At 64.2% G+C, this 15051-nt stretch carries 13 protein-coding genes; 6 read left to right on the forward strand and 7 right to left on the reverse strand.

The annotated features are described in order from the left end of the window. Window positions 1-58: 58 nt before the first annotated feature. A complete protein-coding gene (locus tag ACTHNE_RS07040) occupies window positions 59-340 on the forward strand; it encodes a peptidoglycan-binding domain-containing protein (protein WP_324943509.1) in 282 nt (93 codons plus the stop codon). Between the two features lie 87 nt (window positions 341-427). Here the strand turns inward: ACTHNE_RS07040 and ACTHNE_RS07045 are convergent, their stop codons facing one another. The 5 genes from ACTHNE_RS07045 to ACTHNE_RS07065 all read right to left on the reverse strand — a co-directional run bounded on the left by ACTHNE_RS07045 (window position 428) and on the right by ACTHNE_RS07065 (window position 5604). After that, on the reverse strand, window positions 428-1573 hold the full coding sequence (locus tag ACTHNE_RS07045; RefSeq protein WP_324943506.1) for a sulfate/molybdate ABC transporter ATP-binding protein: 1146 nt from the start codon (window positions 1571-1573) through the stop codon (window positions 428-430). 15 nt (window positions 1574-1588) lie between these two features. Continuing rightward, window positions 1589-2437, reverse strand: a complete 849-nt coding sequence (gene cysW, locus ACTHNE_RS07050; protein WP_440268865.1) for a sulfate ABC transporter permease subunit CysW — start codon at window positions 2435-2437, stop codon at window positions 1589-1591. Further along, on the reverse strand, window positions 2437-3261 hold the full coding sequence (cysT, locus tag ACTHNE_RS07055; RefSeq protein ID WP_440268866.1) for a sulfate ABC transporter permease subunit CysT: 825 nt from the start codon (window positions 3259-3261) through the stop codon (window positions 2437-2439). The genes cysW and cysT overlap by 1 nt, the downstream gene beginning before the upstream one ends. Window positions 3262-3266: 5 nt before the next feature. Continuing rightward, a complete protein-coding gene (locus ACTHNE_RS07060) occupies window positions 3267-4268 on the reverse strand; it encodes a sulfate ABC transporter substrate-binding protein (RefSeq protein ID WP_440268867.1) in 1002 nt (333 codons plus the stop codon). A gap of 136 nt (window positions 4269-4404) precedes the next feature. Next, complete coding sequence (locus tag ACTHNE_RS07065) at window positions 4405-5604, reverse strand: OprO/OprP family phosphate-selective porin (RefSeq protein WP_440268868.1); 1200 nt, start codon at window positions 5602-5604, stop codon at window positions 4405-4407. A 228-nt stretch (window positions 5605-5832) separates the two neighbouring features. Between ACTHNE_RS07065 and ACTHNE_RS07070 the strand changes: the two genes are divergently transcribed. The 4 genes from ACTHNE_RS07070 (at window position 5833) to ACTHNE_RS07085 (ending at window position 11928) form a co-directional block, all read left to right on the forward strand. Then, a complete protein-coding gene (locus ACTHNE_RS07070; RefSeq protein ID WP_440268869.1) occupies window positions 5833-7629 on the forward strand; it encodes an assimilatory sulfite reductase (NADPH) flavoprotein subunit in 1797 nt (598 codons plus the stop codon). Window positions 7630-7637: 8 nt separating this feature from the next. Continuing rightward, a complete protein-coding gene (gene cysI / locus ACTHNE_RS07075; RefSeq protein ID WP_440268870.1) occupies window positions 7638-9338 on the forward strand; it encodes an assimilatory sulfite reductase (NADPH) hemoprotein subunit in 1701 nt (566 codons plus the stop codon). Then, window positions 9335-10057 (forward strand): phosphoadenylyl-sulfate reductase, encoded by a 723-nt coding sequence (locus ACTHNE_RS07080; protein ID WP_324939389.1) that lies wholly within the window; start codon window positions 9335-9337, stop codon window positions 10055-10057. The genes cysI and ACTHNE_RS07080 overlap by 4 nt, the downstream gene beginning before the upstream one ends. 125 nt (window positions 10058-10182) lie before the next feature. Beyond that, the gene (locus tag ACTHNE_RS07085) at window positions 10183-11928 is read left to right on the forward strand and encodes a bifunctional sulfate adenylyltransferase/adenylylsulfate kinase (protein ID WP_440268871.1); all 1746 of its coding nucleotides are present in this window, start codon (window positions 10183-10185) and stop codon (window positions 11926-11928) included. A gap of 57 nt (window positions 11929-11985) precedes the next feature. On the opposite strand, the gene ACTHNE_RS07090 is transcribed toward ACTHNE_RS07085, so the two are convergent. Next, window positions 11986-12492 carry a DUF4019 domain-containing protein gene (locus ACTHNE_RS07090; protein WP_440268872.1) on the reverse strand — a complete coding sequence of 169 codons (507 nt, stop codon included), beginning with the start codon at window positions 12490-12492 and terminating at the stop codon, window positions 11986-11988. Between the two features lie 287 nt (window positions 12493-12779). Here ACTHNE_RS07090 and ACTHNE_RS07095 point away from each other — a divergent pair, with 287 nt between their 5' ends. Then, window positions 12780-13925, forward strand: coding sequence for a pectinesterase family protein (locus tag ACTHNE_RS07095; protein ID WP_440268873.1), 1146 nt, complete (start codon window positions 12780-12782; stop codon window positions 13923-13925). Window positions 13926-13988: 63 nt separating this feature from the next. On the opposite strand, the gene ACTHNE_RS07100 is transcribed toward ACTHNE_RS07095, so the two are convergent. Continuing rightward, window positions 13989-14996, reverse strand: a complete 1008-nt coding sequence (locus ACTHNE_RS07100; RefSeq protein ID WP_440268874.1) for a LysR substrate-binding domain-containing protein — start codon at window positions 14994-14996, stop codon at window positions 13989-13991. Window positions 14997-15051: the final 55 nt, after the last annotated feature.

The raw sequence follows: 15051 nt of genomic DNA on the forward strand, positions 1-15051 counted from the left end.
CGTCCTGCCGGATGCGTGCTGCAGCCTTATCGGCATGCGGCAGCACGGAGATCGACGCATGGATACCACGCACGATACGACATCGGCAGGCCACGCCCTTCGCTATGACACGCAAGGCGAGGCGGTACGGGAACTGCAGCGACAGTTGCGCAAACTCGATTACTGCGACATGGACGGCCCCGTCACCGCCGACGGCCGCTTCGGCGATCGCACCCGACGTGCGGTGGAAGCGTTCCAGTACGACTACGGACTTACTGTGGATGGCGTCGCCGGTCCGAAGACGTGGCGGGCATTGCGGCATGCGCTGCGGCGGCGGTCGTGGCAGAGGGTGCGATCGTAGGTTGGGTTAGCGCAGCGTAACCCAACGATATCGCGTCGAAGACGTTGGGTTACGCTGCGCTAACCCAACCTACAATGGCCTACAGCCTTACGCTTCAACGCGCCGCCAAGGGCCTACCGCTACCGGAAAGCTCGCGTGTGGCGGATGCACCGTCGCATGCGCCAACACGCGGCCTTCCCGATCGGTGGCGAACACCGACAGCGCCTGGAAATGAATACCGATGGCATCGTCCACCGGTGCATTGTGGCGCGCCCAATCGCGTTCGCTCCATTCCGCTTCGATCGGCTCGTCCATATTGCCCACGCGCAAGCTGGCGCGCACGGTGCCGGCCACGTGACGCAGGCTGAGCAGCTGCGCGTTCAGGCCGTCGGCGGGCAGCGAGGCCAGCACGATGTCTTCGGGACGCACATGCACGGTGATTTCGTGCGCGCCCTCCGCCGGAAAATTCTCGATGCGCCAGGTGTGGCCGAACAGATGCAACTGCTGCTCCCTCACCACGCCGGGCAAGGCCTGGCCGCGCGCGATGAAGCGCGATGCGAACGGCGTCGCCGGCTGGCGGTAGATCTGTTCCGGCGTGCCGATCTGTTCGATGCGGCCGCGATTCATCAGCACCACGCGATCGGCCATTTCCAGCGCCTCATCCTGATCGTGCGTGATGAACAAGGTGGTGATGCCCAGCGAATGATGGAACTCGCGCAGCCAGCCGCGCAGATTCACGCGCACTTGTGCATCGAGTGCGCCGAACGGTTCGTCCAGCAGCAGCAGGCGCGGCTCGATCGCCAGCGCACGCGCCAGCGCGACACGCTGGCGCTGGCCGCCGGAAAGCTGCGCTGGATAGCGCTGCGCGAAACCTTCCAGCTCGACCTTGCGCAGCAGGTTCTCCACGCTCGCCTTGATCGCCGAAGCCCGCGGCCGCTGGCGCCAGGGACGCACGCGCAAGCCGAAGGCTACGTTCTGCGCCACCGTCATGTGCGGAAACAGCGCATAGTGCTGGAACACCAGGCCGACGCCGCGGCGCCTGGCGTCCAGCGCCAGCAGATCCTGGCCATCGCGCAGCACGCTGCCCGCGTCCGGCTGGTCGAGCCCGGCGAGGATGCGCAGCAGGCTGGTTTTTCCCGAACCCGACGGGCCGAGCACGGCAACGAATTCACCGTCGCCGATGCTCAGGCTGACGTCGTCCAGGGCGGCGAAATTGCCGAACTGGCGACGCAAGCGGGAAATCTCGATACCCATGGTGCCTTCTATCCCTCAATGCAGCTGGTCGCCATGCCGCCATTCCACGAAACGCTTGATGCCAAGCGTGAGGACAGTAAGCAAGGCGAGCAGTGAAGCCGCTGCAAAGGCAGCGGAAAAATTTTCTTGGTACAGCTGGTCCACCTGCAGCGGCAGCGTATTGGTGATGCCGCGCAGGTGGCCCGACACTACGTAGACCGCGCCGAACTCGCCCATGGCGCGCGCATTGCATAACAGCACGCCGTACAACAGCGCCCAGCGCACGCGCGGCAGGGTGACGCGGAAAAAGATCTGCCAGCCGTTGGCGCCCAGCGTCAGCGCCGCTTCTTCCTGTTCCGAGCCTTGCGCCTGCATCAGCGGAATCAGTTCGCGCGCCACGAACGGCAGGGTCACCAGCACGGTCGCCAGTACCAGGCCGGGCAAGGCGAAAATCACCTGCAGGTTATGCGTTTGCAGCCACTCCCCCAGCCAGCCGTCCTTGCCGTAGATCAGGATCAGCATCATTCCGCATACCACCGGCGAGATCGAAAACGGCAGATCGATCAGGGCGGCGAGCAAGGCCTTGCCGCGAAATTCGAAATGCGTCATCGACCATGCGGCGGCGAGGCCGAAGACCAGGTTCAACGGCACGGCGATGGCGGCGACCGTCAAGGTGAGGCGCACGGCGGCGACGGTATCGGGCTGGCGGATCGCATTGAGATAGAACGCCAGGCCTTGCCGGAACGCCTCCGCGAAGATCGCCAGCAACGGCAACACCAGCAACCAGCCGAGCACGGCCAGCGCCGCGAGCACGAGCACGATGCGCGCCACACGCGTGGCCCCGCTCGGCCGGCCGATCGACACCACGGCAGCGACGGCGGCCATCAGCGCACCACCGCCCAGCGGCGCGTCCAGCGATTGAGCCAGGCCATCGCGATCAGCAACAGCAGCGACGCGGCCAGCATCACCGCGCCCAACGCGGCGGCGCCGCGATAGTCGTATTGCGAATCGATCTTCTGCACGATCAGGTAAGGCGCGATCTCGGTATGGAACAGGCGATTGCCGGCGATGAAGATCACCGAACCGTATTCGCCGATCGCCCGCGCCAGCGCCAGCGCATATCCGGTAAGCAGCGTCGGCAGCAGCAACGGCAGCACCACGCGGAAGAAGCGCTGCACCGAGGAGGCGCCGAGTGTATAGGCCGCTTCCTCCAGATCGCTTTCCATGCTTTCCAGCACCGGTTGCAACGTGCGCACCACGAATGGCAACCCGACGAACACCATCGCGAGCAACACGCCCAGCCGCGTGTACGCCACTTCGATGCCGAGCGGCGCGAGGCGACTGCCGACCCATCCGTTCGGCGCATACAACGCGGTCAGCGCGATGCCAGCCACCGCGGTGGGCAACGCAAACGGCAGGTCGACCAGCGCATCACATACGCGACGGAAAGCGAAGCGATACCGCACCAATACCCATGCCACCAGCAGACCGAGCAAGGCGTCGATGGTGGCGGCAAGCAGCGCGGCCCCGAAACTCAGTTTCAACGAGGCCAGCACGCGGGGCGTGCCGATCTGCGCCCACCAGCCCGCCGGACCAAGCTCGCCCGCCGTCCACAACAACGCCGCCAGCGGCAGCAGCACGCAACTGCCGAGCATCGCCAGCGTATAGCCGGTGCTCAAGCGGAAGCCTGGCAGTACATGGCGCGCCATGATCGTCAGTGTGCTCCTTCGGTGATGCGATCGAACACGCCGCCGTCGGCGAAATACGTCTTCTGTGCCTTGCGCCAGTCACCGAACTGCTCGCCGATGGTGAAGGTCTTCACCGCCGGAAATTGCGCCGCGTATTTTGCGGCCACCGAAGCCAGGCGCGGACGGAAGAAATGCTTGGCGGCGATCTCCTGTCCTTCCGGGCTGTATAGATACTGCAGGAACGCCTCCGCGATCTTCTGCGTGCCGCGCTTGGCCACCACCGCATCAACCACCGCCACCGGCGGTTCGGCCAGGATGGTGGTGGACGGCACGATGATCTCGTAGTTGTCCTTGCCGAATTCCTTCTGCGTCATCAAGGCCTCGCTTTCCCACGCGACCAGCACGTCGCCGATGCCGCGCTGCACGAAGGTGTTGGTGGCACCGCGCGCACCGGTGTCGAGTACCGGCACATTCCTGTAGAGCGCGGTCACGTATTCGCGCGCCTTGTCCTCACTGCCGCCCGGCTGACGCATCGCCCAGCCCCACGCGGCGAGAAAATTCCAGCGCGCGCCACCGGAGGTCTTCGGGTTGGGCGTGACCACCTTGACGTCGGAACGGATCAGGTCGGGCCAGTCATGAATCTGTTTGGGATTGCCCTTGCGCACCAGGAACACCACGGTGGACGTGTAGGGCGAGCTGTTGTCGGGCAGGCGCGTCTGCCAATTCTTCGCCAGCAGTCCCTTGTCTGCCAGCACGTCGATGTCATAGGCCAGGGCCAGGGTCACCACGTCCGCCTGCAGACCATCGAGCACGGCGCGCGCCTGCTTGCCGGAACCGCCATTGGAGGTGGTGACGGCAATGCTCTGCCCACCCTGCTTCGCCCAATACGCCTGGAAGGCGGTGTCGGCGTCCTGGAAATACTCGCGGGTGGGATCGTAGGAAACGTTGAGCAGCCTGGTGTCGTTCACCGACGAGCAGCCCGCGCAGAGCGAAACCAGCACTGCCAACAGGAATCCCAGGCGCTTCATACGTGACAATCTCCTCGGGCAGCGTCGCCCACCGTGAACTATAGATTTGGATGGCCGGACGTCCGAAAGCGCGGATCGTTCTAACCATATGCGCTGTTGCTCCCGCTCCGCGGAGGGGAGCGCAGGCTGCTGCCCGCTAGATGAAGACTTCCGCGCGCAATTCGAAGATATGCGGATCGATCACCAGCCCCTTGCGGTTGCTGAAGGCGCGGATGTAGTTGGCCTGCAACCGCAGATGCGTGCCCAGGTACCAGTTCGCGCCCGCGGTCCAGTCATGTTCCTTGCCGCCCTGTACGCGCCCGTCGTTCAGATCGAGCGCGCTGTAGCGGACCGCAAATTCCACCGCCCCCCATGGATGCCCAGGAATCACGTTACTGACATTGCCGTCGTGATACTGGCGTGATTCGCCGGTCAGCACCCAACTGCCGAACACGTAGTAGCCGGAGATGTCGTAGTTCGGCCGCGGCAGCTCGAAGCGGGTCTGCGCCTGCAGGTATTCGCCCTGCACCGACCATGGGCCGTCGATCCACAGCCCTTCCAGGCCGAGGCGGTTGATATGGCTCACGCCGCTCAGCGTGCCGGAGCTGACCAGGGTGACGGCGGTGAGCCCCGCTTCGGGCGGCGCCTTGAAGCTGGCCGTGGCCGGTTGCTGCACGCCCAGCGCGTTCACCAGGCCATAGGGGCGTTCCTGCGACGCGGCCACGCCCAGGTGCAGAACATTCTTGTCCTCATGGATCGGCACCCAGGCTGCGCGGGCCGCCACGGTGTGCCCGCGATTCTTGCCGGTGAGGTTCTCGCCGTAATAACCCAGGCTGGCCAGCCAATGTGTGCGCTGGATCGCCCAATCCAGACCCACGCGGCGGTTTTCGTACACCGCCTGCGAAGGCAACGCCAATTCGATGAAGGTGGTCTGGGTGGAGGTGGTGACGCCTTCGAAGCTCACCGGCGTCTTGCTCTGGCCGAAGCGCACGGCGCCCAAGTCCTGGCCGAACACCGCCTTGGATTGCAGCCGGGCGAACACGTCCTGCCACTGCTTGGATTGGAAGTCGTAATACACGGTGGCGTCATAAACGCCGGGCTTTTTGACGTAGAAGCCCAGGTACCTGCGGCGGTTGGTATGCGAATCCCTGAACTTGCCGTCGTCGTTGGAAAACTCGTTGACGTCGTACTGGTAACGCAGGATCAGCCCGATATCGGTGCCATCGCTGGTTTGCGCATGGGTGGGCCAGTGATAGAGCCAGTCCGGATCGCCAGCCTGGGCGGCGGCGGAAGCCAGCATGGCAAGCGCGCCCCACGCGGCCAAGGCAAGAAACGGCTTGGATCGTCGTCGCGGCATGGAACACTCCCGCGCCGTGGGCGGCGCCTGTGAAAGATGGATGAAAAACCCCTGGTGCGCACCTGCGGGGGAATGGCGCATCCGGGTTCCATGCTGCCTGCGCGCTTTTGTCCGGTGGAAAGGAGGGAATGGCATGGGGTTATGCCGCCCCATCATTTCTTGGCCAAAACACGAAGTCCTAACATCCTTCCACCGATTTGGACGTCTAAACGTCCAGGACCTCAAACGATGACCGCCGCCACACTATCGCCTTTGCCCGAAGACAAGCAACCGCTGGTTGCGCGTCTGATCGACGGGCTGGAAGCGCCGGCGTTGCTGTGGCTTTCCGGCTATCTCGCGGGTGTTGCAGGCCAGCGCCAGCTTCCCGGCAAAAGCGCAGCAGTCGAGCCTTCACCTGCCAACGACACGCAAGCCCGCCTCACCGTGCTCTACGGCAGCCAGACTGGCAACGCCAAGCGGCTGGCCGAAGACCTCGGGCGCCGCGCCTCCGCCGCCGGCCTGGCCGTGCGCGTGGTGCGTGCGGATGCCTACGCCACGCGCGAGCTGAAGCAGGAACGCCTGCTCTATGTCGTCGTCAGCACCCAAGGCGACGCGGAACCGCCGGACGATTCGCGCGCCCTGGTCGAATTCCTCGCCAGCGCCCGCGCACCGAAGCTGGAAGCCTTGCGCTACGCCGTGCTGGGCCTGGGCGATTCCAGCTACCCGAACTTCTGCGCGATCGGTCGCCAACTGGACGAGCGCCTCGCTGCGCTTGGCGCACAGCGCCTGCTTCCGGCAGGCGAAGCGGACGTCGACCTGGAAACCGTCGCGCAACCCTGGCTCGAACACGCCCTGCAGCAGGCGCGCGAGCAACTGAAAACCTCCGCACCGCTGGCCAAGGTCACCACCTTGCGCACCGCGCGCAGCGCGCCGGCGTGGCATCGCGAGCAGCCGTTCCAGGCGCCGCTGCTGCTCAACCAGCGCGTTACCGGCCGCGACAGCGATCGCGACGTACGTCACCTGGAACTGTCGCTGGAAGGTTCCGGCCTGCGCTATGCACCGGGCGATGCGCTGGGCGTGTGGCCGACGCAGTCGCCGGCGCTGGTGGATGCGGTGCTGGCCAGCTTGCGCCTGGATGGCGACAACCTCGTTCGCGTCGGCGACGAGGAACACACTCTGCGCACATGGCTGGCGGAGCATCGCGAACTGACGCAACTCACGCGCCCGTTCGTGGCGGCGCATGCCGAGCGCAGCGGCGATACGCAGCTGCGCGAACTGCTGTTGCCGACCTCGCGCGATGCACTGGCCGCGTTGTTCTCGCAATGGCAGGTGCTCGATCTCTTGCATCGCCATCCGGCGGAATGGACGGCGGAAACCTTGGTCGCGGCGCTGCGCCCGCTGGCGCCGCGCTTGTATTCCATCGCCTCCGCACAATCGGTAGTGGGCGATGAAGTGCATCTCACCGTAAGCCACGTCGACTATGCGTTCGACGGCCAGGCACGTTGGGGCGCAGCCAGTCGTTATCTGGCGCAACGCGCCGAAGGCGAAAACGTGCCGGTCTTCATCGAGGCCAATGAACGCTTCCACCTGCCCGCCGACGATCGCGACATCATCATGATCGGCGCGGGCACCGGCGTCGCGCCGTATCGCGCGTTCGTGCAGGAGCGCGCCGAACGCGGCGCTGCTGGCCGCAATTGGCTGGTGTTCGGCAATCCACATTTCTATTCCGACTTTCTCTATCAGGTGGAATGGCAGCAGGCGCTCAAGCGCGGACAACTGCATCGGCTGGATCTCGCCTTCTCGCGCGACCAGGCGGAAAAGCGCTACGTGCAGCATCGCCTGCTCGAGCAAGGCCGCCGCCTGTACGAATGGCTGGAGAACGGCGCGCACCTGTACGTGTGCGGCGATGCCAACCGCATGGCCAAGGACGTGCACAAGGCGCTGGCCGCGATCGTCGCCGAGCACGGCGCGCGTTCGAGCGAAGACGCCGAAGCCTGGCTGAGCCAGTTGATTCAGCAGGGCCGTTACGCCCGCGACGTGTATTGAGGTGGGTGATGACTGACGCGGCGGCCCTTTCCGAACTCGAGCGCATCAAGGCGAACAGCCGCTTCCTGCGCGGCACGCTGGTCGAAAGCCTGGCCGATCCGGTCACCGGCGCGATCAGCGAAGACGACAACAAGCTCTTGAAGTTTCATGGCAGCTACCAGCAGGACGATCGCGACCTGCGCGAGGAACGCCGCAAGCAAAAACTGGAGCCGGCGTATCAATTCATGGTGCGCGCGCGCCTGGCCGGCGGTGTGCTCAGCCCCGCGCAGTGGCTGTCGTTCGATCATATCGCGCGCACCTGGGCCAATCACACTCTGCGCATCACCACGCGTCAGACGTTTCAGCTGCATGGCATTCTCAAGCGCGACCTGAAGCGTTCGATCGCCGCGATGAACAACGTGCTGGTCAGCACCGTCGCGGCCTGCGGCGACGTCAACCGCAACGTGGTCGCCAGTGCGAACCCGGTCGCCTCGCCTGCACATCGATTGGCATACCGCTGGGCGGAACGCCTGTCCGATCACCTGAAGCCGAAGACGCGCGCCTATCACGAGATCTGGCTGGACGAACAACTGGTCGCCGGCGGCGAGGAAGAAAGCGAGCCGCTATACGGCCCCACCTATCTGCCGCGCAAGTTCAAGATCGGCATTGCGGTGCCGCCGACCAACGACGTGGACGTGTTCGCGCAGGATCTTGGCCTGATCGCGATCATCGAGCACGGCGAACTGCTCGGCTTCAACGTGGCGGTCGGCGGCGGCATGGGCGCGAGCCACGGCGATGCCAGCACGTATCCGCGGCTGGCCAGCGTGATCGGCTTCGTCGAACCGGAACAACTGCTGCGCACCGCCGAAGGCGTGATCGAAGTGCAGCGCGACCATGGCGATCGCCAGGAGCGCAAGCATGCGCGCCTGAAGTACACCATCGATCGCATGGGCGTGGCTGCCTTCAAGGCCGAACTGGAGCGCCGCATCGGTTTCGCGCTGCAGCCTTCGCGCGCGTACCGCTTCGAGCACAACGGCGACCGCTACGGTTGGACCGAGGGCGACGACGGGCGCTGGCATCTTACGCTGCAGATCGAATCGGGCCGCCTCGCCGATCTTCCCGGACAACCGCATCTGAGCGGCCTGCGCGCGATTGCCGAGGAACACCAGGGCGATTTCCGCCTCACCTGCAATCAGAACCTGATCATCGCCAACGTGCCGGCGTCGCAACGCATACGCATCAATGCGCTGGTCGCCGAATACAAGCTCGATGGCTATCGTCGGCTCAGCGGCATCCGTCAGCATGCGGTGGCGTGCGTGGCGCTACCCACCTGCGGCCTGGCCATGGCCGAAAGCGAACGCTACCTGCCGCAGCTGCTGCCGAAGCTGGAAGCCTCGCTCGAACGGCATGGCCTGCTCGACGAGCCGATCGTGCTGCGCCTGTCCGGATGCCCGAACGGCTGCTCGCGTCCGTACCTGGGCGAGATCGCCCTAGTCGGTCGCGCCATCGGTCGTTACGACCTGCGCGTCGGCGCCGACTTTGCCGGACAACGCCTCAATCGCGTGCTGCGCGAAAACATCGACGAGAGCGAGATCCTCGCCGAACTGGATGCACTGTTTGCGCGCTACGCCGCCGAGCGCCGCGAACAGGAACGTTTCGGCGACTTCCTCGTGCGCAGCGGCGTGTTGCCGACCGCGCGCCATCCGATCGATGCAGAGGTTTTTGCATGAGCCCGCCCACCCCCGACCAGGCCGCTGTCGATGCACGCGCACGCGACAAGCTCGAGGCGCGGCTGCTGGCGCTGAGTGCGGAGGAACGGGTCGACTGGGCGCTGGAACACCTGCCCGGCCAGCACGTGCTTTCCTCCAGCTTCGGTGCGCAGTCGGCGGTCTCGCTGCACCTTTTGACCCAGCGCGTACCGGAAATGCCGGTAGTGGTGGTCGACACCGGGTACCTGTTTCCCGAAACCTACCGCTTCATCGACGAGCTGACCGAGCGTCTTTCACTCAATCTCCACGTGGTCCGTCCACACTTGTCGCCGGCGTGGCTGCAGGCGCGCTACGGCGAACTGTGGAACCAGGGGCGCGAGGGGCTCGATCGCTACAACCGGCTGGCGAAGGTGGAACCGATGCAGCGCGCGCTGGTCGATCTGGGCGCCGGCACCTGGTTCGCGGGCCTGCGCCGCCAGCAGTCGCTGAGCCGCGCCACGGCGCCGGTGCTGGATTATCGGCAGGGACGCTGGAAGGTGCATCCGATCGTCGACTGGACCGATCGCGACGTCGGCATGTACCTGCGCCGTTACGACCTGCCTTATCACCCGTTGTGGGACCAAGGCTATGTGTCGATCGGCGATACGCACACCACGCGCCGCTGGGAACCCGGCATGCGCGAGGAGGACACCCGCTTTTTCGGCATCAAGCGCGAATGCGGATTGCATCTGGATGTATGAAGACCAGGAGCGAGTGGAGAGGAGTGAGCAGTTCGAGAACGAGTAACCCCAGCTTTTGACTCCCTCTCACTCCTCTCCCCTCGCTCCTAAAACAAAAGAACATTGCCCCGATTCGAGGAAACATCATGAAAGCCCTGGCCGCCGAAATTGTTTTGGCCGAACACGATGCATTGGTTGCGCCGCATGGCGGCGCGCTGCGCGAGCTGTACCTTCCCGCCGCCGAAGCCGAAGCGCTCAAGCGACATAGCGCCTCGCTGCCGCAATGGACGCTCAACCAGCGTCAACTGTGCGACCTGGAACTGCTGCTCAACGGCGGTTTTTCGCCTTTGCAGGGTTTCCTGGGGCGCGGCGACTACGATCGCGTCGTGCACGACATGCGGCTGGCCGACGGCACGCTGTGGCCGATCCCGATCACACTCGACGTGGACGAAGCCTTCGCCGCGCGGCTGCCGGAAAACGCGCAGATCAGCCTCAACGACATCCAGGGCACGCCGCTGGCGGTGTTGACGGTGGAAGATGTGTATTTTCCCGACCGCATCGCCGAAGCGCAGCACGTGTTCGGCACCACCGACCGCACACATCCCGGTGTGGCCGAGCTGCTGGATCGCACCGGCTCGGTGTATTTGGGTGGCCGCGTGCAAGGCATCCAGCCGCCGGCGCATTACGATTTCAGCGCGCTGCGCCAGAGCCCGCGCGAACTGCGCGACTGGTTCCACCAACACGGCTGGCACCGCATCGTGGCGTTCCAGACGCGCAACCCGATGCATCGTGCGCACCGCGAACTGACCTTGCGCGCAGCCGAACAGGTCGGCGCGAAACTGCTGATCCAGCCTTCGGTGGGACGCACCAAGCCCGGCGACGTCGACCACTACACGCGCGTACGCTGCTATAAGGCGCTGCTGGAACATTATCCGCGCGACCACGCCACGCTCTCGCTGCTGCCGCTGGCGATGCGCATGGGCGGCCCGCGCGAGGCCTTGTGGCACGCGATCATCCGCAAGAACTACGGTGCCAGCCATTTCATCGTCGGGCGCGACCATGCCGGCCCCGGCAAGGACGCGAACGGCAAGCCGTTCTACGATCCGTATGCCGCGCAGGAACTGTTGGCCAAGCACGAGAAGGAACTCGGCATCGAGATCGTGCCGTTCCCTGCCATGGTCTACGTCGCCAACCGCGACGTCTACGTGCCGCAGACCGAGGTGCTGCCTGGCGACGAAGTGCGCGACATCTCCGGCACCGAACTGCGCCGCCGCCTGCAGCAAGGCGACACCATACCGGAGTGGTTTACCTTTCCGGATGTCGTGAAGATCTTGCGTGAGCGCCACCCAGCGCAGGCCCGCCAGGGATTTGCATTATTTTTCACTGGCCTCTCGGGCTCGGGCAAATCGACTCTGGCGCAGGCTGTACTGGCGCGCCTGCTGGAAACCAGCAGCCGGCCCGTCACGGTGCTGGATGGCGATGAAGTGCGGCGCCACCTGTCCAAAGGCCTGGGGTTTTCGCGCGAAGACCGGGACGCGAACATCACGCGCATCGGCTTTGTCGCCAGCGAAGTAGTGCGTCATGGCGGCATCGTGATCTGCGCGCCGATCGCGCCTTACGACGGCGCGCGCAGCGAGGCACGGCAGTTGGTGGAAGCGCACGGACGCTTCGTGGAAGTCCATGTTTCCACCCCGCTGGAAGTATGCGAAACCCGTGATCGCAAAGGCCTCTACGCCGCGGCACGTGCCGGCAAGATCAAAGGCTTTACCGGCATCGACGATCCCTATGAAGTACCTGCGACGCCGGAGCTGCGCGTCGATACCAGCCAGGTAACGGTGAACGAAGCGGCGGGCAAGGTGTTCGATTGGCTGGTCAGCCAGGCCTTGGTGTAAGCAACAAACGCCGCTTTCTCCCGCCATGGCGGGAGAAAGCGGCGTTCGACCTTGTGATTATTTGCCTGGTGCCGGCTGCGCCGGTGCGGTGGCTGGCTTGGCATGATCGGCGGGCGCGCCTTGCGGTTTCGCCTCGCGCACCACGTAGCCGATCGGCTGCCAGTCGGAAGAAGTTTTCGCCATCGATACGGTTTCCACCGTCATCGCCTTGGCGAACCTGGTTGCGTACACCACGTTGAGATACTCGCCGGCAGGCAAGCCTTGCGGATTGTCGATCTTGCTCACGGCGACCCAGTTTCGCTCCTGCTGACCACCGACCGCGTTGCGCAGATTGCCGACATATTTGCCCCAATCTGCTTGCGTGACGCTCTTCTGCATCGCGGGGCTGCTGGCTTTCCACATGGCATCCGCGTCGCCGGCGTCTGCCCTGACCACCCACTTGCCCGCGGTGGCGACGGCCTTGTCCAGATTGAGGCTTTGCGCCATCGCGGCACTGCCGCCAAGCAGCATAGCCGCTGTCGCCACGACGACGATCATGCGTTTGTTCGCGATCTTATGTTCCATAGTGCGTTCTCCTGAATTACGCCGCAAAAATCGCTCACCAGGGTTGCGAAAGCTCACATCCATGGATGTGAATGCTTAAATTCTAGCCGCAGTTCGCTACGTTCTCGCTAAGTTCAGACGTAAACATTTTCTGAACGCAACATTGTGCTATTCATCACTATTCGGCGCAGAACGAAGCGTACGCTGGCCTCGCGCTGCCGGAGCGAAGGCTGCGAATGGGGTTCTCCCAAGGAATCAATGGATAGACCTGTCCGGCCAGGTCCGCTACGGATGAGGAGGATGTCAACATGCTTCGACATACACGCTTCAGCCTAACTGTTTTTTCCTCATGGCTCGCCACCATCTTGCTGCTGGCGGCTGCGATTGCTCTGCAAGGAGCCATGCCTGCCACGGCGACAGCCCAGTCAACCGCCTCCCCTGCAATCGCCCCGGAATGCAGTAACGGCGCGGGGAGTCCGGGCGGCGTTTTAGTCAGCGACATGGTGACGGTAAAGCAAGACGGCACGGGCGACTTCAAAACCATTTCCGATGCGATCGCCTCGGCGACCGATAATTCGGACGGAACCAAGGGCTATTATTTGATACACGTTACCGCGGGCACGTACAAGGAGAAGGTCTCAATTCCCAAAGACAAGAAATATCTCATGCTTTTGGGCGATGGCATCGGAAAAACCATCATTACCTATGATGACTCAACCGCCAAGCTTGGCATGACCACCTTTGAATCCGCCACCTTGGCTGTTGTGAGCCCGAACTTCATTGGGGTTGATTTTACGGTGGAAAACACAGCGGGCGCAGGCCCCAACAAAGCCGTCGCTATGCGCAGTGGAGCAGATTTGTCGGCCTTTTACTGTGTGGAAATCAAAGGCGACAACGGCACGCTCTATGCGCACTCACTGCGCCAGTTTTACAAGGATTGCGTTATCTACGGCTCGGTCGACACCGTGTTCGGTAACGCTGCAGCGGTGTTTCAGGACGACTCACTGATCGCCACCAAACCGGCCACCGGGCAGCAGGTCATACTTACTGCCCAGGGGCGCACTGATCCTAATCAGAACACAGGTTTTGTGTTCCAAGGCGCCACGGTGACCAAAGCAGCCGACTTCCCTGTTGGTGCCACTGTCTTTCTTGGCCGCCCATGGAAGGCTTACGCCCGCACCGTATTCATGCAGTCACAACTTGATGGCGTTATCGATCCAGCTGGCTGGACGACGAATGGACTGCTTGATGTTGATGGGTTAGAGGGGACAATAACCGGCTATTTCGGCGAATACGCCAATACCGGTGCCGGATCAGACACCACCTACCGCGTGAACTGGCTGGCGCGTCACGACCTGACCCAAGCGGAAGCGCAACAGTTCACGGTCAGCAACTTCATTCTTGGAGACATGTGGCTGCCAGGTACCGGAGTTCCTTACCAAAGCGGGTTGTAGTCAATGAATGCAAACAACCACCGGAACCAACGCAAAAGGTGGATTTAAACCGCGCGGACTGCCTCAGGCCGCGCGATTTACCGTACGCCGTGTACCGCGTTGCTGCAGATCGCTCCACAGCGGCGGCGAAGGCCAGTTCGGCTCGGCGTGCCCGGCCACCACGCGGCGCAGTTCCGCCTCGTCGATCTGCGGCGCCACCAGGCGCGCGAACTGCGCCACGTAGCTGCGCAGCACGTGGTCTCGGCGCAGCACCATCCAGCTGGTGCAGACCGGTAGCAGGCTGTCGATATTCAGCGCGACCAACTCGCGGGCGTCCGCCGGGATGATCGCCATCTCGGCCAGGATGCCCACGCCCAGGCCGGCGAGCACATAGGTCTTGATCAGGTCCGCATCGGCCGAGGTGCAGGCGATGCGCGGAGTAAGCGCCGCGGCGGCAAAGGCGCGGCGCAGCGAGGATTCCGGCTGCAGCGAGGATTCGTAGCTGACCAGCGGGTACTCCGCCAGATCCTCGATGCGCAGCGGCCGGTTCAGCTTGGCCAGGGGATGGCCCTGCGGCACCACCGCGCGGCGGTACCAGCGGAACAACGGTACGGCGATGCCGCCTTCCGGCGCCTGGCCGCTGGTGCTGACCACGGCCAGGTCCACCTCGCCGCTTTCGAACAGGCTGATGATGCGCCCCTCGCCCTGCGGGCGAATGTGTACGCCCAGCTCCGGGTAGTGCTGTTTCAAGCGAGCGATCGCCTCCGGCAGCACGAAGCGCGCCTGGGTGTGCGTGGTGGCCACCGACAGCTCGCCTTGCGCCTCTTCACGCAGGTTGGCGGCCAGCGCGCGGATGTTGCGCGCCTCGTGCAGGATGGTGCGTGCGCGTTCCAGCACCTGGACGCCGGCCGGCGTGACCGCATCCAGGCTCTTGCCGCGGCGGGTGAACACCTGGAAACCGAGCTCGCCTTCCAGTTGCTTGAGCTGCTTGCTGATGCCGGACTGGGTGGCGTGGACGTTGTCGGCGGCGAGGGTGATGTTGAGGCCGGCGTCGGCGATGGCGACGATGTAGCGCAATTGCGTGAGGGTCATGAGATCGGCTCCAGGATGAAAGGCATGCAGGGGTGTGCTCGGCGCATGGCAAAGC

The sequence above is a fragment of the Dyella sp. genome (assembly GCF_051954575.1).
GTDB lineage: Bacteria > Pseudomonadota > Gammaproteobacteria > Xanthomonadales > Rhodanobacteraceae > Dyella_B.

What these genes read in the sequence shown, in the direction of transcription:
- ACTHNE_RS07100 (WP_440268874.1), bottom strand. Translation starts at nt 14,996, where the DNA reads ATGACCCTCACGCAATTGCGCTACATCGTCGCCATCGCCGACGCCGGC.
- ACTHNE_RS07070 (WP_440268869.1), top strand. Translation starts at nt 5,833, where the DNA reads ATGACCGCCGCCACACTATCGCCTTTGCCCGAAGACAAGCAACCGCTG.
- ACTHNE_RS07085 (WP_440268871.1), top strand. Translation starts at nt 10,183, where the DNA reads ATGAAAGCCCTGGCCGCCGAAATTGTTTTGGCCGAACACGATGCATTG.
- cysI (WP_440268870.1), top strand. Translation starts at nt 7,638, where the DNA reads ATGACTGACGCGGCGGCCCTTTCCGAACTCGAGCGCATCAAGGCGAAC.
- ACTHNE_RS07040 (WP_324943509.1), top strand. Translation starts at nt 59, where the DNA reads ATGGATACCACGCACGATACGACATCGGCAGGCCACGCCCTTCGCTAT.
- ACTHNE_RS07095 (WP_440268873.1), top strand. Translation starts at nt 12,780, where the DNA reads ATGCTTCGACATACACGCTTCAGCCTAACTGTTTTTTCCTCATGGCTC.
- cysT (WP_440268866.1), bottom strand. Translation starts at nt 3,261, where the DNA reads ATGGCGCGCCATGTACTGCCAGGCTTCCGCTTGAGCACCGGCTATACG.
- cysW (WP_440268865.1), bottom strand. Translation starts at nt 2,437, where the DNA reads ATGGCCGCCGTCGCTGCCGTGGTGTCGATCGGCCGGCCGAGCGGGGCC.
- ACTHNE_RS07065 (WP_440268868.1), bottom strand. Translation starts at nt 5,604, where the DNA reads ATGCCGCGACGACGATCCAAGCCGTTTCTTGCCTTGGCCGCGTGGGGC.
- ACTHNE_RS07090 (WP_440268872.1), bottom strand. Translation starts at nt 12,492, where the DNA reads ATGGAACATAAGATCGCGAACAAACGCATGATCGTCGTCGTGGCGACA.
- ACTHNE_RS07080 (WP_324939389.1), top strand. Translation starts at nt 9,335, where the DNA reads ATGAGCCCGCCCACCCCCGACCAGGCCGCTGTCGATGCACGCGCACGC.
- ACTHNE_RS07060 (WP_440268867.1), bottom strand. Translation starts at nt 4,268, where the DNA reads ATGAAGCGCCTGGGATTCCTGTTGGCAGTGCTGGTTTCGCTCTGCGCG.
- ACTHNE_RS07045 (WP_324943506.1), bottom strand. Translation starts at nt 1,573, where the DNA reads ATGGGTATCGAGATTTCCCGCTTGCGTCGCCAGTTCGGCAATTTCGCC.